The 17162-nt window shown below is 70.9% G+C and carries 17 protein-coding genes, 2 pseudogenes and 1 riboswitch; of the genes and pseudogenes, 8 read left to right on the top strand and 11 right to left on the bottom strand.

Annotated elements, in window-relative coordinates; genetic code table 11:
• Nucleotides 1-20: 20 nt before the first annotated feature.
• From smpB to JNW87_RS06725, 3 genes and pseudogenes are all read right to left on the bottom strand, one after another.
• Nucleotides 21-515: an SsrA-binding protein SmpB gene (gene smpB, locus JNW87_RS06735; RefSeq protein WP_109801702.1), complete on the bottom strand. Its 495-nt coding sequence runs from the start codon at nt 513-515 to the stop codon at nt 21-23.
• A 58-nt stretch (nt 516-573) separates the two neighbouring features.
• Nucleotides 574-1154: pseudogene (locus JNW87_RS06730) on the bottom strand (lysoplasmalogenase family protein).
• 74 nt (nt 1155-1228) lie between these two features.
• Nucleotides 1229-2056: a sterol desaturase family protein gene (locus tag JNW87_RS06725; RefSeq protein ID WP_109801684.1), complete on the bottom strand. Its 828-nt coding sequence runs from the start codon at nt 2054-2056 to the stop codon at nt 1229-1231.
• 167 nt (nt 2057-2223) lie between these two features.
• Here JNW87_RS06725 and JNW87_RS06720 point away from each other — a divergent pair, with 167 nt between their 5' ends.
• Nucleotides 2224-3423 (top strand): RNA-guided endonuclease TnpB family protein, encoded by a 1200-nt coding sequence (locus JNW87_RS06720; RefSeq protein WP_201749613.1) that lies wholly within the window; start codon nt 2224-2226, stop codon nt 3421-3423.
• On the opposite strand, the gene JNW87_RS06715 is transcribed toward JNW87_RS06720, so the two are convergent.
• Nucleotides 3420-4172 carry a FadR/GntR family transcriptional regulator gene (locus JNW87_RS06715; protein ID WP_109801686.1) on the bottom strand — a complete coding sequence of 251 codons (753 nt, stop codon included), beginning with the start codon at nt 4170-4172 and terminating at the stop codon, nt 3420-3422. The two genes, JNW87_RS06720 and JNW87_RS06715, sit on opposite strands and share 4 nt — an antisense overlap.
• A 197-nt stretch (nt 4173-4369) precedes the next feature.
• On the opposite strand from JNW87_RS06715, the gene htpG reads away from it, so the two are divergent.
• Nucleotides 4370-6202: a molecular chaperone HtpG gene (gene htpG, locus JNW87_RS06710; RefSeq protein WP_236647767.1), complete on the top strand. Its 1833-nt coding sequence runs from the start codon at nt 4370-4372 to the stop codon at nt 6200-6202.
• Here the strand turns inward: htpG and JNW87_RS41345 are convergent.
• On the bottom strand, nt 6162-6476 hold the full coding sequence (locus tag JNW87_RS41345; RefSeq protein WP_375373470.1) for a transposase: 315 nt from the start codon (nt 6474-6476) through the stop codon (nt 6162-6164). The two genes, htpG and JNW87_RS41345, sit on opposite strands and share 41 nt — an antisense overlap.
• Nucleotides 6477-6610: 134 nt before the next feature.
• On the opposite strand from JNW87_RS41345, the gene JNW87_RS06700 reads away from it, so the two are divergent.
• On the top strand, nt 6611-7846 hold the full coding sequence (locus JNW87_RS06700; RefSeq protein ID WP_109801688.1) for an RNA-guided endonuclease TnpB family protein: 1236 nt from the start codon (nt 6611-6613) through the stop codon (nt 7844-7846).
• A 13-nt stretch (nt 7847-7859) separates the two neighbouring features.
• Here JNW87_RS06700 and JNW87_RS06695 read toward each other — a convergent pair whose 3' ends face one another.
• From JNW87_RS06695 to JNW87_RS06675, 5 genes are all read right to left on the bottom strand, one after another.
• Complete coding sequence (locus JNW87_RS06695) at nt 7860-8054, bottom strand: hypothetical protein (RefSeq protein WP_201749615.1); 195 nt, start codon at nt 8052-8054, stop codon at nt 7860-7862.
• A 234-nt stretch (nt 8055-8288) separates the two neighbouring features.
• Nucleotides 8289-8987, bottom strand: a complete 699-nt coding sequence (locus tag JNW87_RS06690; protein WP_109801689.1) for an SDR family oxidoreductase — start codon at nt 8985-8987, stop codon at nt 8289-8291.
• A 46-nt stretch (nt 8988-9033) separates the two neighbouring features.
• Nucleotides 9034-9510, bottom strand: coding sequence for a helix-turn-helix domain-containing protein (locus JNW87_RS06685; RefSeq protein ID WP_109801703.1), 477 nt, complete (start codon nt 9508-9510; stop codon nt 9034-9036).
• A 104-nt stretch (nt 9511-9614) separates the two neighbouring features.
• On the bottom strand, nt 9615-9803 hold the full coding sequence (locus JNW87_RS06680) for a hypothetical protein (protein WP_238453306.1): 189 nt from the start codon (nt 9801-9803) through the stop codon (nt 9615-9617).
• Nucleotides 9800-11182, bottom strand: a complete 1383-nt coding sequence (locus JNW87_RS06675; RefSeq protein WP_238453305.1) for an LLM class flavin-dependent oxidoreductase — start codon at nt 11180-11182, stop codon at nt 9800-9802. Before JNW87_RS06675 ends, JNW87_RS06680 begins: the two co-directional genes overlap by 4 nt.
• A 412-nt stretch (nt 11183-11594) precedes the next feature.
• On the opposite strand from JNW87_RS06675, the pseudogene JNW87_RS06670 reads away from it, so the two are divergent.
• The 5 genes and pseudogenes from JNW87_RS06670 to JNW87_RS06650 form a co-directional block, all read left to right on the top strand.
• Nucleotides 11595-12484: pseudogene (locus JNW87_RS06670) on the top strand (glycoside hydrolase family 3 protein); the annotation flags it as partial.
• A complete protein-coding gene (locus JNW87_RS06665; RefSeq protein ID WP_375373469.1) occupies nt 12485-13267 on the top strand; it encodes a glycoside hydrolase family 3 C-terminal domain-containing protein in 783 nt (260 codons plus the stop codon). It begins immediately after the preceding pseudogene.
• Nucleotides 13268-13443: 176 nt separating this feature from the next.
• Nucleotides 13444-13618: riboswitch (cyclic di-AMP (ydaO/yuaA leader) on the top strand.
• The gene (locus tag JNW87_RS06660) at nt 13616-14284 is read left to right on the top strand and encodes a transglycosylase family protein (protein ID WP_109801692.1); all 669 of its coding nucleotides are present in this window, start codon (nt 13616-13618) and stop codon (nt 14282-14284) included. Its footprint overlaps the riboswitch before it by 3 nt.
• Before the next feature lie 177 nt (nt 14285-14461).
• Nucleotides 14462-14899, top strand: coding sequence for a YbaB/EbfC family nucleoid-associated protein (locus tag JNW87_RS06655; RefSeq protein ID WP_109801693.1), 438 nt, complete (start codon nt 14462-14464; stop codon nt 14897-14899).
• A 67-nt stretch (nt 14900-14966) separates the two neighbouring features.
• Complete coding sequence (locus JNW87_RS06650; protein ID WP_109801694.1) at nt 14967-15242, top strand: DUF899 family protein; 276 nt, start codon at nt 14967-14969, stop codon at nt 15240-15242.
• Here JNW87_RS06650 and JNW87_RS06645 read toward each other — a convergent pair.
• Nucleotides 15229-17162 (bottom strand): M4 family metallopeptidase (locus tag JNW87_RS06645; protein WP_238453303.1); only part of this gene is annotated, 1934 nt, incomplete at its 5' end. The two genes, JNW87_RS06650 and JNW87_RS06645, sit on opposite strands and share 14 nt — an antisense overlap.

Below are 17162 nucleotides of genomic sequence, written 5' to 3'. Positions count from 1 at the left end.
GCCTCGGTCCGTACCGTCCCTCACCGGGCGGGGCGGCGCGCCCCCTTGAGGCGTCGGCCCAGCTCCCGGGCTATCTCCCGGTTGGCATCCCGCTCGGCGAGGGCCTGCCGCTTGTCGTACGACCTGCGGCCCCGGGCCAGGCCCAGCTCGACCTTGGCCCAGCCGCCCGCGAAGTACATCGACAGCGGCACCAGGGTCAACCCGCCGCCGCCCTCGCGCAGCTTCTCCAGGATCCGGGCGATCTCCACCCGGTGCAGCAGCAGCTTGCGGGTGCGCCGGGGCTGGTGGTTCGTCCAGGTGCCGTAGCCGTACTCGGCGATGTGCAGGCCGTACAGCATGATCTCGCCGTCGCGCTCCTGGGCGAACGCGTCGACCAGCGACACCCGCCCCTCGCGCAGCGACTTGACCTCGGTGCCGGCCAGCACGATCCCCGCCTCGTAGGTCTTGAGGATCGTGTAGTCGTGCCGCGCCTTCTTGTTGGAGGCGACGAGCTTGCGCCCGGTGTCCCTGGACACGCCCACCTCCCCTTCGTCGACCCGGAGCAGGATACCGGTCGGGGCTGGTCGGGGGCGCTCAGCGCGACGGGTGGACGATCGGGACGGCCGGCGCCGCCGCCGTCGACGACGGGCCGTCCGTCGGCCGGTGCGCCCAGGCGGTGGTGATCAGCAGCAGCGCCGCGCTGTAGGTCGCCATCACCAGCAGCCCTTGGCCGGGCACCGCGACGCCGGCCGCGCCCAGCCCGATCAGCAGGTCGGAGCCGAGGAAGAGCGCGCCGCCGAGGGCCGCCCGCCGGGACACCCCGGCAGCGGCGGCCGCCATCAGGGACAGCGCCAGGCTGTAGCCGAGCACCGGCACCCGCAGCGGCCCCAGCGCGCCCCAGAGCAGCGCGTTGGCCACCGCCCAGAGCGCCAGGTACGCCACCACGGCCGGGACCGGCGGCCGGCGTGCCGGACGAACGCGGTCAGGAAGGCGAGCTGGGTGACCAGAAAGCAACCCATCCCGACCAGGAACGCCCGCCGTCCCGGCACCAGCAGCGCCACGTCCCCGGCGGTGGCGAAGACCAGCCCGACCGCCACCGGATCGACCCGCCGCCGGGCGCTGTACAGGTATCCCAGCAGCAGCGGCGCCAGCAGCGGCTTGGCCAGCCACTGCACCGCGGTCAGGCCGAACGCGACGCCGACCAGTTCGGCGGCGGCGACGCCTCCGAACGCCCCGAGCCAGCGCCGCCTCACCGGGCGGGCTGCCAGCCGGGCCGGCCGAGCACGTAGCCGAGCCGGTGCCGCCAGGACGTGGCCCGCCGGGCGTCCGCCCAGATCGCGGCGTACTCGTGGGTGGCCACCCGCAACGGGTTGTAGGTGGTGATGTTCTTGGTCAGCCCGTACCGGACGGTGGCGCGTTCCGGCTCGAAGGTGCCGAAGAGCCGGTCCCAGACGATCAGGATGCCGGCGTAGTTGCGGTCCAGGTACTCGGTGTTGGCGCCGTGGTGGACCCGGTGGTGCGACGGGGTGTTGAAGATCCACTCGATCGGCCGCGGCAGCACGTTGACCCGCTCGGTGTGCAGGAAGAACTGGTAGAGCAGGCTGATCGACTGCTGGAGGAAGATCATCCACGGCGGGATACCGAGCAGGGCGAGGGGCAGCCAGAACGGCAGCGAGGTCATCGGCGTCCAGCTCTGCCGCAGCGCGGTGGAGAGGTTGAAGAAGACGCTGGAGTGATGCACGACGTGACTGGCCCAGAGCACCCGTACCTCGTGGTGCAGCCGGTGGAACCAGTAGTAGGCCAGGTCGTCGGCGAAGAAGAGCAGCACCCAGGTCCACCAGTTGCCGGGGGAGAGGTGGATCGGGGCGAGGGTCCAGAGCCCGGCGTAGAGGCCGACGGTGGCCAGCTTCCACGGGAAGCCGATCACCTGGCTGCCCAGCCCCATGGAGAGGCTGGTGGTGGTGTCGCGCAGCTCGTAGCCGCGTTCGTCGTCGTCCGGCGCGAACCGGTAGGAGAGGGCCTCGACGATGATGAGCAGCAGGAACGCCGGGACGGCGTAGAGCACGGCGGGGATCATCTGAACTCCTTCGAGGAAAACCGTCCTTTAGGCGGGGAGGAATCGGACTCCTGCGGAGCAGGGCAGGGTAGCCGGTTCACCGGCAACGCGGACTGGTGGCCCTTCCCGAGAGCCCGCAGGTTGTCACACCCTGTTGCGATAGTCCGAGAGGCATGAGGACCAGGCGTGTGAAGCGGGCGTTCAAGTACCGCTTCTATCCGACGGAGGCGCAGGCAGCTGAGCTGTCGCGCACGTTCGGCTGCGTGCGGAAGGTCTACAACCTTGCCTTGGCGGCGCGTAACGAGGCCTGGAAGCTCCAGCAGGAACGCGTCACCTACAACGCCACGTCGGCGATGCTGACCGCGTGGAAGAAGACCGAGGACCTGGCCTACCTCAACGAGGTTTCCTCCGTTCCGCTCCAACAAGCCCTGCGGCACCTTCAGACGGCCTTCACCAACTTCTTCGCCAAACGCGCAAAATACCCGCGATTCAAGAGCCGGAAGAGATCGCGGAAGTCGGCGGAGTACACCACCAGCGCTTTCCGCTTGCGGGACGGCGAGCTGACGCTGGCGAAGATGGCGGAGCCGCTGCATATCGTGTGGTCCCGACGTCTCCCCGAGGGGGCACAGCCGTCGACGGTGACCGTGTCTCAGGACGCGGCTGGGCGTTGGTTCGTGTCCCTGCTGTACGAGGACCCGTCCGTGCAGCCGCTTCCCGCCACCGACCGGGCGATCGGGATAGACGTCGGGCTTGACCACCTGCTGGCCCTGTCGACCGGGGAAAAGATCACCAACCCCCGGTATGAGCAGCGCGATCGTGCCCGGCAAGCCTGCGCCCAGCGGCAGCTGTCGCGGAAGGTCAAGGGCTCGGCGAACCGGGACAAGGCCCGCCGCAAGGTCGCCAAGGTTCACGCTCGCATCGCCGACCGGCGACGCGACCACCTGCATAAGATCACCACTCGGCTCGTTCGTGAAAACCAAACGATCGTGATCGAGGACCTTGCCGTTCGGAACCTGCTGAAAAACCACACACTTGCCCGCGCCATCAGCGACGCGGCGTGGCGCGAGTTCCGCAGCATGCTGGAGTACAAGGCCCAGTGGTACGGCCGCAAGGTGATCGTGGTCGACCGCTGGTTCCCCTCCTCCAAACTGTGCTCGACCTGCGGAACCGTTCGGGACACGATGCCGCTGCACGTCCGCACCTGGACGTGCGCCTGCGGCGCCATCCACGACCGTGACGTGAACGCGGCGCGAAACATTCTGGCCGCCGGGCTGGCGGCGTCGGCCTGTGGAGCTGGTGTAAGACCTCAACGGGAGACCTCCCGGACGAGGCGGTCGGTGACGAAGCAGGAAACCCCACGGGCGACCGTGGGAATCCCAGTCCTTTAGGGCCGGGAAGATGTCAAGCTCGGGCTTCCCTTCCGGACGGACGCGGACGGGGTGGTGGGGGTGGTGACCGGGGCCGTCAGCAGCGCCCGGGCGTGCCGGGCGGCAGCCGCGCCCTGCCCGGCGGCGATGGCCGCGGCGAGCCGGCGGTGGGCGGCGACATCGAGCAGTTCGGCGGCCCGGCCCTCGGGCGGGACGTCGCCCACGGCGAGCGTGCCGGCCACCAGGCTGTTGAAGGCCAGCAGGTAGGCGGTGTTGCCGGAGCCGCGGACGATCAGCCGCCACATGGCGATGTTGGCCTCGGCCATCCGCGGCAGGTCGGGCGCGAGCGCGGCGTACTCCTCGACGGCCCGGACCACCGCGGCCGTGGCCGCCGGCTCGCCGCGCTCGGCGCAGAGCCGGGCCGCGTCGGTCCCGACGCACGCCCGCATCTCCAGCATGTCGCGGACCAGCGTCGCCACCGGGAGTACGTCGCCCGACTGGGTCAGCGACAGCGCCAGGTCCAGCCCGGCGTGCACCCGCCAGTCCAGCACCCGGGTCGCGCCGCCCTGGCTGACCCGGACCAGCCCGAGCTGTTGGAGCCGGCGCAGCGCCTCCCGCACGGCGTGCCGGTTGACCGCGAACGCGGCGGCCAGCTCCCGCTCGCCGGGCAGCGTCTCCTCCGGCCGGTAGCGACCGCTGACGATGGCGTCGCGGAGCTGACCGAAGACGTGGTCGGAGACGGAGGCGCGGGGGACGGGGGCGAAGGCCATGGGCAGCAGTGTGGCCCCGGACACATCAACCCGTCAACTGGTTGGACCAGACCCGACTCCGGCCACCCTCCGCCGCCCACGCCGGCACGGCTCGTATCCTGTTCGCCGGAAGGGCCGCACGAGGGAAGGGAGTCGGTGTGAGCGACCGGGTCGAGACGTTGGAGTTCCAGGCCGAGGCCCGTCAGCTGCTCCAGCTGATGGTCCACTCGATCTACTCGAACAAGGACGTCTTCCTGCGCGAACTCATCTCGAACGCGTCGGACGCGCTGGACAAGCTCCGGCTGGAGTCGATGGTCGACAAGGATCTCGCCGTCGACACCGCCGACCTGCACATCGAGATCGAGGTCGACAAGGACGCCCGTACGCTCACCGTGCGGGACAACGGCATCGGCATGTCCCGCGACGAGGTGGTCGGGCTGATCGGCACGATCGCCAAGTCCGGCACGGCAGAGCTGCTGCGCAAGCTGCGCGAGTCGAAGGACGCCGGCGCCTCGCAGGAACTGATCGGCCAGTTCGGGGTGGGCTTCTACGCCACCTTCATGGTCGCCGACAAGGTCACCCTGCTGACCCGACGGGCCGGGCAGAGCGGCGGCACCCGGTGGGAATCCACCGGCGAGGGCACCTACTCGGTCGAGGCGGTCGACGAGGCCCCGCAGGGCACCTCCGTCACCCTGCACCTCAAGCCGGTCGACACCGAGGACAACCTGCACGACTACACCGCCGAGTGGACGATCCGGGAGATCGTCAAGCGGTACTCCGACTTCATCGCCTGGCCGATCCGGATGACCGTCGAGCGCCCCGGCGAGGACGGCGCGACCAGCCACGAGACGCAGACCCTCAACTCGATGAAAGCCCTGTGGGCCCGGTCCCGCGACGAGGTCGACGAGGCCGAGTACCAGGAGTTCTACAAGCACGTCAGCCACGACTGGGCCGACCCGCTCGAGACCATCCACATGCGCGGCGAGGGCACCTTCGAGTACGAGGCGCTGCTCTTCCTGCCGTCGCACGCGCCACTGGACCTGTTCTCCCCGCAGGGCCGCCGCGGCGTGCAGCTCTACGTCAAGCGCGTGTTCATCATGGACGAGTGCGACGCGCTCATGCCCAACTACCTGCGCTTCGTCAAGGGCGTCGTGGACGCCCACGACCTGTCGCTGAACATCTCCCGGGAGATCCTCCAGCAGGACCGGCAGATCCGCGCCGTGCGCCGGCGCCTGGTCAAGAAGGTCCTCGCCACCCTCAAGGAGATGTCGGCCGAGTCCTACCGCACCTTCTGGGCGGAGTTCGGCGCGGTGGTCAAGGAAGGGTTGCTCGAGGACCCGGACAACACCGAGGCGCTGCTGGACCTGGTGCGGGTCGCCTCCACCCACGACCCGGCCGAGCTGACCACGCTGCGCGACTACGTCGCGCGGATGAAGGACGGCCAGTCGGAGATCTACCTCGCCACCGGCGAGTCCCGCAGCACCATCGAGAACTCGCCGCACCTGGAGGCGTTCCGCGCCAAGGGCTACGAGGTGCTGATCCTCACCGACCCCGTCGACGAGGTCTGGGTCGAGCGGGTCGGCCAGTACGACGGGAAGACCCTGCGCTCGGTGGCCAAGGGCCAGGTCGACCTGGAGACCGACGAGGAGAAGGCGCAGGCCGAGGCGGAGCGGAAGGACTACGCCGAGCTGCTGACCTGGCTGAGCGGCGCGCTCGCCGACAGCGTCAAGGAGGTCCGGCTCTCCTCCCGGCTGACCACCTCGCCGGCCTGCGTGGTGGGCGACGCGCACGACATGACCCCGACCCTGGAGAAGATGTACCGGGCGATGGGGCAGGAGGTGCCACGGGTCAAGCGGATCCTCGAGCTCAACCCGGGTCACCCGCTCGTCACCGGGCTGCGCAAGGCCCACGAGCAGGGCGCCGACACCGAGGCCCTGACCGAGACCGCCGAGCTGCTGTACGGCATGGCGCTGCTCGCCGAGGGTGGGGAGCTGGCCGACCCGTCGCGGTTCACCCGGATCCTCGCCGATCGGCTCGCCCGCACGTTGTAGGGCGCTGCCGTCCGTCGCCGCGGCGCCCGCGCTGCGGCCGACTGACGGGCGCTACCGGGGTGCGGGCCAGTGCTCTAACCCGGCCGGTTCTGCTGTTCGATGTGCTGACGCAGGACGGTGAGGAGACGCCCTTGAGGCTGTTGACGAGTTTCGACAGGGCGGCCTTGGGTGGGAAGTTGACCAGCAGGTGCACGTGCTCGCCTTCGCCGGTGAACTCGACGAGCTCGGTCTCGAAGTCGGCGCACACCGCGCGCATGATCTCTTCGAGCCGGATCAGGTGCCCGGTCGGCGAACACCCTGTGCCGGCATTTCGTCACGAAACCGAGTGGGTGTGGAGGGCGAGGACGCGGTGTCTGCCGGTGCGGACGCTGCCGATGTCTGTCATAGGCGGCTGCCAGACTGTCTGATGTGCAGTTGCGGTACAACTACCGCGTCTACCCGACGCCCGTCCAGCAGGAAGCGCTGGCTCGGGCGTTCGGGTGCGCGCGGGTGGTGTTCAACGACGGGCTGCGCGCACGTCAGCAGGCCCACGAGGCGGGCGAGCCGTACGTCTGCGACGGGGACCTGTCGAAGCAGGTCATCACCCGGGCCAAGCTGACGCCCGAGCGGGCGTGGCTGGGCGAGGTGTCGTCGGTGGTGTTGCAGCAGGCCCTCGCGGACCTGAACGTGGCGTACGGCAACTTCTTCGCCTCGCTGTCCGGGAAGCGCAAGGGGCGCAAGGTCGCGCCGCCGCGGTTCCGGTCGCGTAAGGACAACCGGCAGGCCATCAGGTTCACCAGGAACGCCCGGTTCGCGGTGCTGGACAACGGCCGGTTGCGCCTGCCGAAGATCGGGGACGTGCCGGTGCGCTGGTCCCGGACCTTGCCGGCCGAGCCCAGCTCGGTGACGGTGATCAAGGATGCGGTGGGCCGGTACTTCGCCTCATTCGTCGTCCAGGCCAGCGATGAGCCGTTGCCGCCGGTCGCCTCCGAGGTGGGTATCGACCTGGGCCTCACCCACTTCGCCGTGCTCTCCGACGGCACGAAGGTCGCGGCCCCGAAGTTCCTGCGCCGCGCCGCCCGCAGGCTGCGCCGGTTGCAGCAGGACCTTTCCCGCAAGCAGCGGGGCAGCAACAACCGCGCCAAGGCCGTCGTGAAGGTGGCGCAGGCGCACGCCCGGGTGGCCGACACGCGGCGGGACTGGCAGCACAAACTCTCGACACGGATCATCCGCGACAACCAAGCGGTGTACGTCGAGGACCTGTGCGTCGTCGGTCTCGGCCGGACCAGGCTGGCCAAGTCCGTGCACGACGCCGGCTGGACACAGTTCACGGCGATGCTGGAGTACAAGGCCGCCCGGTACGGGCGCACCTTCACAAAGATCGACCGGTTCGTGCCCACGTCGCAAACCTGCTCTATGTGCGGCCGGATCGACGGACCCAAACCGCTGAACCTCCGGTCATGGACCTGCCCTTGCGGGGCGGTTCACGACCGGGACGTCAACGCGGCCATCAACGTGCTCGCGGCGGGACGCGCCGAGAGCCTAAACGCCTGTGGAGCGCAGGTAAGACCGGTATTCGTGCCGGCACCGCGCCGAGAAGCAGGAATCCGCTCGGACGCTGTGCGCTGTTCCACACGCACCGTCGAGGGAATCTCCGTCCTTTAGGGCGGAGAGAACGTCAACCGCGTGCCAGTCGCGCCAGGTGCGCCCCCTCCTGGGTGGACGGCTCGGCCGGCCCGCTGCTCAGCAGCCGCCACCGCGACGTCCGCCCGTCGGGGCCGGTCAGCTCGCCGCCGGTGAGGGCCCGGTCGATGTCGCGCCGCACGCGCTCCTCCAGGTGCGGTTCGGCGGCGAAGAGGATGCGCAGGCGCACCTCGTCGCCGTGCCGTTCCGCCCCTGTGTGGTGCGGCGCGACCGGGCATGGCCCCTCGTGCTCCCAGTGACCACAGAGGACGCTCGTGACGGCGGCCCCGGGGGCGGCCGGGTCGTCGTCGGGGCCATCGCGAGGACCGCCGTGTGAGTGAAGCCCTGTCGCATGCCGCCATTGTGCGCCGGTCGACGGCGACGCGCGCGGATCCCACCAGGGGACCCGCCGCGCGTCCGGTCGTCAGGACAGCTGGGGATAGATCGCGGCCACCCCGCCGGACAGGCCAGCGAGGACGCGCCGGGAGGTCTCGTCGGCGACGATCTCGTACCGGTCGGCCTCGATCCCGTCGACGGCCAGCCGGGCGATCTCGGCCGGGTCCGACTTGGGAGCGGAGACGTTGGCCGTCATGTCGGTGTCCATGTAGCCGACGTGCAGGCCAGCGACGCGGACGCCCCGGTCGGCGAGCTGCACCCGCAGGCCGTTCGTCATCGACCACTCGGCCGACTTGGCGGCGCTGTACGCCCCCGTCTGCGGGAAGCTCACCCAGGACAGGGCGGAGAGGATGTTCAGGATGGTCCCGCCGCCGTTGGCGGCGATGCGCGGCGCGAATGCCCGCACCATCGACAGCGTGCCGAGGAAGTGGGTCTCCAGCTCCAGCCGGATGGTGGCCAGGTCGGCGTCGAGCAGGTCGGCCCCGGTGCTGATGCCGGCGTTGTTGACCAGCAGCGTGACGTCGCCGGCCAGCGCGGCGGCCGCGGCCACCGAGTCCGGGTCGGTGATGTCCAGCCGGACCGGGGTGACGCCCGGCAGGTCGACGCTGTCCGGGTTGCGGGCCCCGGCGTAGACGGTGGCGCCGCGGGCCGCCAGTTCGGCGGCGAGGTGGCGGCCGAAGCCGCGGTTGGCCCCGGTGACGAGGGCGCTGCGTCCAGCGATCTTCATGTGCTGCTCCTGATTGTCGAGGGTTGGATGGCGACCGGTTGACCGGTCAGGCCCGTCGCAGTCCCGGGCCCGGGCGGACGTCGATCTCGTCGGGCGGCACGTCGTGCCCGGCCTCGCAGCGCAGCCGGGCGTGGACGGCGGCGCCGCAGTCGTGGTGTTCGACGCGGACCGAGGGGCCGGCCTCGTCGGCGGCCCAGGCGTCCCCCCACTGCCGCAGCGCGGTGAGCACCGGCAGCAGCTCCTGCCCCTTGGGGGTCAGCAGGTACTCGTCCCGGGTGCGCTGTCCGGGCTCGCGGTAGGGGCGCCGTTCGAGCAGGCCGTCGGCGACGAGCTGCTTCAGCCGCGCGGCGGCGACCGGCTCGCTGACGCCGACCCGCCGGGCGAAGTCGTCGAAGCGGCGGGTGCCGAACGACGCCTCCCGCAGCAGCAGGAGCGTGGACCGGTTCCCCACCACCTCGAGCGCGCGGGCGATCGAGCAGTTGCTGGTCAACCAGGCGTCGCGCTGCTTGAGGAAGTCCGTCATGCGGACGACGGTACGCCGCTGACTTAGGAAAACCAAAGCCAGCTGGATCACGCCGATGGCCGGCGCCATCGGGAATACGGCGACGAGCCGGGTGTGCCCGGCCGTCACACCTGACCGGCGTAGAAGCCGTAACGGGCAAGCGGCTCGACCATGTTCTGCTCTTCGTACGACAGGTGCGACAGCAGGGTGTCGGTGAGGACGTCCACCGCCTTCTGGAGCTCGGTGAAGTCGCCCGGGTTGCGGATCAGGTCCACCAGGGCCCGGTCCACGCCCTCCACCACGTCGTGGATCACCACATGCTCCGCCGCCAGGCGTCGAGCACGGGGCCCAGCCCCGGGTCCGAACGGCGCAGGTGCGGGAAGATCGAGTTGTCCTCCAGCCCGTGGTGCTGGGTCACCGCCGTGCAGTACGCGGCGCAGTACGCCCCCAGCGTCCAGTTGTTCTGCCGCATGGTCATCTCGTTGAGCACGGCCCGTGCCGCACCGGCGGAGACCACCCCGCGCCGGACCTGCTCGAGCAGGTCACGCACCTGCCCGAGCTCCTGGCGCAGGTGGTCGTGCACGTCGACCAGGTGTGCGCCGACGGCCTGGGCGTGCGGGGTGTAGACGTGCCCGGCCGGCGGCAGCGGGGCGGCCGGGCGGGTGGACTCGTCCCACAGTTGATGGTCGGTCAGCCGTACCCCCGGATCCGGGGTGGCGGTGACGGCGAGCGTGGTGGAGCCGCCGGCCTGGACCGCCTCGCGCTGCTCCTCGACGGCCTCGGCGCGGCTGCCGGGCTCGGCGCGCTCGGCGGCGACCAGCTCGCGTACGGCGGGCGCCACCTCCTGCGCGAACAGCTGGATGGCGGTGGGGTCGTCGGCGGCGAGGACGAACCCGGACGTGCCGTGGTCGAGGGCGAGGCCGGCCAGCTCCTCCACCCACTGCTCCGGCGGCCCGACGAGGAAGCCGGAGCGGGACGGGGTGAACCGCCCGGAGACGTTGAGCAGCCGCCGTACCGACCGGGGATCCCGCCCCGCCGCCTCGGCGCCGTCGTCGACCAGCGCGTTGAGCTCGGCCAGCTCGGCCGGCCCCTTGGGCAGGTACGCCAGCGACGGCAGCCAGCCGTCCGCCGCCCGGCCGACCAGCCGCAGCATCCGCGGCTTGTACGCGCCGACCCAGATCCCCACCTCGTGCGCCGGCGCGGGCCCGCGTTTCGCGCCGACCACCCGGTAGTGCTCCCCGTCGACCCGGACCATGCCCCGCCGGTCGGTGGCCCAGACCTCCCGGATGACCCGGATCGCCTCGTCCAGCGCGTCCACCGCCTGGCGCGGCGTGCGGCGACGTCCCCCGGCGGCCTCGATCGCCTCCCAGAAGGCGCCCGCGCCGAGGCCCAGCTCGACCCGGCCGCCGGTGAGCAGGTCCAGACTGGCCACGCTGCGGGCCAGCACCACCGGCTGGCGCAGCGGCAGGTTCAGCACGTTGCCGGCAAGGCGGATCCGGCTGGTCGCCGCCGCCAGGTACGACATCAGCGTCCAGGTGTCGAGGAGATTCGGCTGGTACGGGTGGTCCTGGAAGGTGGCGAGGTCCAGGCCGACCTGCTCACAGAGCTTGGCGAGGGCGACCACCCGCGCCGGGTCGTCGGCGGCGGGCGTGAGGAAGCCGCCGAAGATCAGCTCGTGCCCGTAGTCGGTCATGTCCGCTCCGCCACCTCGCCCCGATCCGCGCCGCCGGTGGGTCGTCGGCTGCGTCGTGCCGGCGGACCCCGCCACCGTAGCCCTGGCCGGCAGCCGGTGCTCACGAGCCCTGGCCGGCAGCCGGTGCTCACGGGACCGGAGGAATCGGCAGGATTGTTCACAGCTCGGGTCGTTCAGCGGTGTCCGTCGATGTCCGGGTGGCATATGGTGCCGGACAACGGCATGACCGTTCCTCCGGGAGGAGTGACCTGTGACCCGCCACCACCGTGTCCACCGTCCGTTCAGCCTCGCCCTGCTCCTCGTCGCCGTGACCGCCCTGGCCGTGCCCGCGCGCCCGGCCAACGCCGCCACCTACCCGTACCAGGACCCGACCCTGCCCGTCGCCACCCGCGTCGCCGACCTGCTCGCCCGGATGACCCTGGACGAGAAGATCGGCCAGATGACCCAGGCCGAGCGGGGCTCGGTGACCGCCGCCGACCTGACCACCTACCGGCTGGGCTCGATCCTCTCCAGTGGCGGCTCCGCGCCCTCGCCCAACACCGCCACCAGCTGGGCCGACATGTACGACGGCTTCCAGCGGGGCGCCCTCGCCACTCCGCTCGCCATTCCGATGATCTACGGGGTGGACGCGGTGCACGGGCACAACAACGTGGTCGCCGCGACCATCTTCCCGCACAACATCGGCCTCGGGGCGACCCGCGACCCGGCCCTGGTCCAGCAGATCGGCCAGGCGGTGGCCGAGGAGGTCTCCGGCACCGGTGTCGACTGGGACTTCGCGCCGTGCCTCTGCGTGGCCCGCGACGACCGCTGGGGCCGCACCTACGAATCGTTCGGCGAGACGCCGGACCTCCCCTCCAACATGACCACGCTGATCACCGGGCTCCAGGGCCCGTCACTCGGCGGGCCCACGTCAGTGCTGGCCACCGCCAAGCACTACCTCGGCGACGGGGGCACCGCGGGCGGCGACGACCAGGGCGACACCCAGCTGACCGAGGCCGAGTTGCGGACCGTCCACCTGCCACCGTTCCAGGCCGCGGTGCAGCGCGGCGTCGGGTCGTGATGATCTCGTACAGCAGCTGGAACGGCGTGAAGACGCACGGCAACCGGTACCTGATCACCACCGTCCTCAAGGGTGAGCTCGGCTTCACCGGCTTCGTCGTCTCCGACTGGAACGGCATCGACCAGATCGACGGCGCCGCCGGCTTCACCGCCGCCGAGGTCACCGCCGCGGTCAACGCCGGCATCGACATGGTGATGGTGCCCGCCGCCTGGAAGACCTTCATCAGCACCCTGCGTGCCGAGGTGCAGAACGGCCACGTGCCGCTGAGCCGGATCGACGACGCGAACCGGCGGATCCTGACCAAGAAGTTCGAGCTGGGCCTCTTCGAGCGGCCGTACACCGACCGGAGCTGGACCCCCACGGTCGGCAGTGTCAGCCACCGCGCGCTCGCCCGGCAGGCCGTCCGCGAGTCGCAGGTGCTGCTGAAGAACACCGGCAGCGTGCTGCCGCTGGCCCGGGCCGACAACAAGATCTTCGTGGCCGGCCGGAACGCGGACAACATCGGCAACCAGAGTGGCGGCTGGACCATCTCCTGGCAGGGTTCCTCCGGCAACATCACGCCGGGCACCACGATCCTGCAGGGCATCCGGGCCGCGGTCGGTCCGACCACGACGGTCACCTACAACCAGCGCGGCACCGGTATCGACGGCAGCTACCGGGCCGCGATCGCCGTCGTCGGCGAGACGCCGTACGCCGAGGGCCAGGGCGACCGGACCGGCAGCATGAGCCTGGACCGGGAGGACCTGCGCACCATCGCCACCCTGCGCAACGCCGGCGTGCCGGTGATCGTGGTGCTGGTGTCCGGCCGGCCGATGGACATCGCCACCGAGCTGCCCAGATGGGACGCGCTGCTGGCGTCCTGGCTGCCGGGCACCGAGGGTGCCGGCGTGGCCGACGTCCTCTTCGGCGCCGCGCCCACCGGGAAACTGCCGATGACCTGGATGAACTCGGTCAGCCAGCAGCCCATAAACGCCGGTGACGGGCAGGTTCCGCTCTTCGCCCAGGGCTACGGCCTGACGTACTGAACGGGTCCGCGGAGGCCGTCGGGCAGTCGACCCGGCGGCCTCCCTATTGCATGTTCGGGAGCGTCGCAACTCGGAAATCCCCGCCTTCGCTCGGCCGGGTGAAGAACTTCACAAGAAGTGGGCGATCGTCCGAAATCATTCCTAACGTCGTATCCGTTCGCGATCGCGGACACCACGGACCGGTAACGCCTAATTCCGCCGCCGGCCCCCGTGGTACCTGGACCTCAGGCGGGAGCGGGGGACCCACACGTTCCTCGGTGCTCGACACCTCGGGGTGAAGCCGCCGACCGGCGGCCGGGCTCCTCGGCCCGAACCCGACAGCTCACCTCGTCGGCGTGGAGGAAATCCATGGCAACTGAACACAGCGCACGTCACCGCCGGACCGGCCGCCGTCGGGTCGCCGTCGGGGCGCTCGTCGTCGGCGCGGCCACCGGTGCCGCCGCGATCCTCGGCCCGGCCGCGCCAGCCAGCGCGGCCAGCGTGAACTGGGACGCCATCGCCCAGTGCGAGTCCGGCGGCAACTGGCACATCAACACCGGCAACGGCTACTACGGTGGCCTGCAGTTCTCCAAGGGCACCTGGAACGGCTACGGCGGCCAGAAGTACGCCAGCCGGGCCGATCTGGCCAGCCGCGGCGAGCAGATCGCGATCGCCGAGAAGGTCCTCGACGGGCAGGGCATCGGTGCCTGGCCGGTCTGCGGCAAGAAGGGCGGCTCGACCAAGCGCTACTCCACCAGGGACTCCGGGTCGGCGTCCCGTTCGGACTCCGGCAGCAAGTCCAAGGCGGAGAAGCGCTCCTCGCGGAGCGAGCGGCCGACCACCCGCAGCCACCGGCGTACCGCGCCGGCCTCGGGCGGCTCGGGCACCTACGTGGTCAAGCCGGGCGACACGCTGTCGATGATCGCCGACGCGCGGGACCTGGCCGGCGGCTGGCACGCGCTGTACGAGCGCAACAAGCGCGTGGTCGGCGACGATCCGGGCCTGATCTTCCCGGGTCAGCGGCTGCGCCTGCGCTGACGTACCACCGGCTCCGGCCCACGGGCCGGAGCCGGCGCAGCGGACGAACGCCCGGCCGGAGCACCGGCCGGGCGATCGCCGTCCGGAATGGTGGACGGGACGCCGAGGTGGCGGGCGGGCCGAGTGGCGGATTGCTATCGTCACGGTGCTCGGAAAGGACGTGAAGAAAGCGCGGGTATGACCAACGAACCGTTCTCCGCGGCCGCGAGCCTGGATGAACTGCTGACCCGGACCCAGCAGGCGTTGTCGGCGATGCGCTCCCGGCCCGTCGAGCACCCCGACGGCGATGCGGAGGAACTGCTGCGCGCCGACGGCACGGCGGCCGACGGGCTGGTGCGAGCCGTGGTCGTCCAGGGTGGACGGCTGGAGTCCGTCACCGTCGACCCGCGGCTGTCGGCGGCGGGCGTCGAGGCCGTCTGCGGGCACATCGTGGTGGCCGTCAACGCCGCCCTCGCCGACCTCGAAGCCCAGGTCAGCGCCTCGGCACGGGCCGACGCGGACGCCCTGGCCGCGCGGCTCGGCGGCCTGCGGGAGCAGTCCAGGCGGCAGATGGAGATGTTCAGCCAGGCGATGGAACACGCCGCGGCCCGGCTGGGCGGCGGCCGGCCGGACTGACCCGCGCCGACCGACCGAGGCGCGCCCGGGCCGGCAGAATGTCGGTGCTCCGGTTCAGGATCCCGGCATGGAGAAACCGCGGATCGTGACGGCCGAAGAGTGCCAGCGGGAACGCGACGAGCTGCTCAAGGCCGAGAAGGAAGCCACCCGGGCGCTGGACGCGCTGGCCGCGCGGCGTCGTCGCCTCCCGATGGTCAAGTTCGACCACGGGTACGCGTTCGAGTCGCCGACCGGCAGGAAGAGGCTGCTCGACTTCTTCGAGGGGCGGCGACAGCTCGGCGAAGCGGTCGGTCGCCGGGAGGACGACGACCGACCGCTTTCCTTGATGATCAGCTCAGGTTGAGCGCGGTGTCGTCGATCACGAAGGACGTCTGCAGCGAGCTGTCCTCCACACCGCTGAACGAGATGGTCGCGGTGGTGCCGGCCAGCGACGAGACGTCGAAGGACTTCAGGACGTAGCCGGCGGCGGCGTTCACGTTGGAGTACGTCGCCAGGGTGGTGCTGCCGGCCTTGACGGTCAGCCTGTCGTAGACGGTGCTGCCCGACTCGGCCGTGTCGATGTGCAGGTAGAAGGAGAGCGTGGCCCGGCATCCGGCCGGGATGCTGACCGACTGCGACAGGGTGTCGGTGTGGGTCGAGCCGTACCCGTCGAGCCACGCCTTGTACGAACCGCTGCGCGCGGCCTGCCCGGTCGAGTTGGTGATGACCCCCGAGGTGGCGCTCCAGCCCACCGCACCGGACTCGAAGCCGGGGTTGGCCAGCTTCTGACCGGAGCAGCTGCCGGTGGGCGGCGGGGTGGTGCTGCCGCTGCAGGTCGGGTCACCGGCCTGCGCGGGCACGCTGACCGCGTCCCACGCGGCCTTGACCGTGTTGAACTCGGTGCAGCCGGTCGGGTAGAGGTTCTTCGCCGCCTGCAGCGTCCAGGTGCGGTACTTCAGGTACGACGAGGACGTCGTCTTCAGCAGCATCGCGTTGTACATGATCTTCATGGCCTGCTGGATGCCCAGGCCGGTCACGCTGCTGCCGTTGCAGGTCGAGCTGGCCGGCTGACCGTTGGTCGGGCTGCTGCCGTTGGCCAGCAGGTAGAACCAGTGATTGCCGGGTCCGGCCGCCGCGTGCACCTCGGTGCTGGGGATGCTGCTGGAGTAGCAGTTGGGGTCACCCAGCGCCGACGGGTTGTACATGTTGCGGATCGGACCGCTGCCGACCAGGTTGATCTTCTCGCCGACCAGGAAGTCCGGAGCGTCGTAGCTGGCGGGCTCGTTGGCGAACCACTCGGTCGCCGCGCCGAAGGTGTCGGCGACGAACTCCTGGGTTCCGTTGCCGGAGATGCCACCCGGGGTGTGGTCGTCGATGCCGTGGCCGATCTCGTGGGCGATCACGTCGATCGAACCGATCCACTGACCGGAGGTGTTCTTGCCGATCTGGACCTGGGTGCCGTCGTAGTAGGCGTTCTGGTCGTTCAGGCCCACCCGGATCGGCCAGGCGCCACCGCTGCCGTTCGCGCCGTTGCGGCCGAGCCACTGGGCGAGCATCTTGTGCTCGGTCTGGGCGCCGAACAGCGCGTCGACGCAGCCGGTCTCCTTGTTGGTGGCCGTGCCGTTGCCCCAGACGTCGTCCGAGCCGGAGAACGTCGTGTTGGTCGCGGCGTCCTGGCAGCTCTGGTTGGTGACGCCCGGGTCCTTCATCGAGTACGTGCTGCCCGACAGCGTGGTGTTGAGGGTCAGCGGGCTCGGCCCGTTCCACGCGCCGGTGCCGCTGCCGTGCACGACGTGCTCCTGCTTGCGCAGCACCTCGCCGGTCAGGGCGTCGACGTCCACGGTGAGTCGGCTCGGGCCGTCCGCGGAGGTGCCCCGGACGGTGGTCTCCCAGGCCAGGGTCGGCTTGCTGTCGAGGGTGTAGACGACGAGCGTGGTGCCCTCGACGCCGGCGACGCTCTTCAGCTGGGCGCGGGCGGTCTTCTCCGCGGCCGCGGCCTTGAGCTTCGGCGTCGTGGCGAGGCTGCCGATGCTCTGCTGCTGGGCGACGGAGGCGTACTTCAGGTTGCCGGCGGAGTCGGTCGCCAGGACGAAGTCGCCACCGGTCACCGGCAGGCCCTTGTAGGTGCGCTCGTAGGGCACGTACTGGGTGCCCTCGGAGGTGATGACGGGCTTCTGGACGAAGGCGTCGTCGGCGCTGGCGTGCAGGTACTGCGGGCGGGCGGCGACGAGCGCGCTGGCCGAGTTGGCGGCGAGCGTGCGGGCCTGGGCCGCGTCGGGGGCGG

The sequence above is a fragment of the Micromonospora sp. ATA51 genome (assembly GCF_016802855.1).
GTDB classification, from domain to species: domain Bacteria; phylum Actinomycetota; class Actinomycetes; order Mycobacteriales; family Micromonosporaceae; genus Micromonospora; species Micromonospora sicca.
This window is presented reverse-complemented; position numbering and strand designations above follow the sequence as displayed.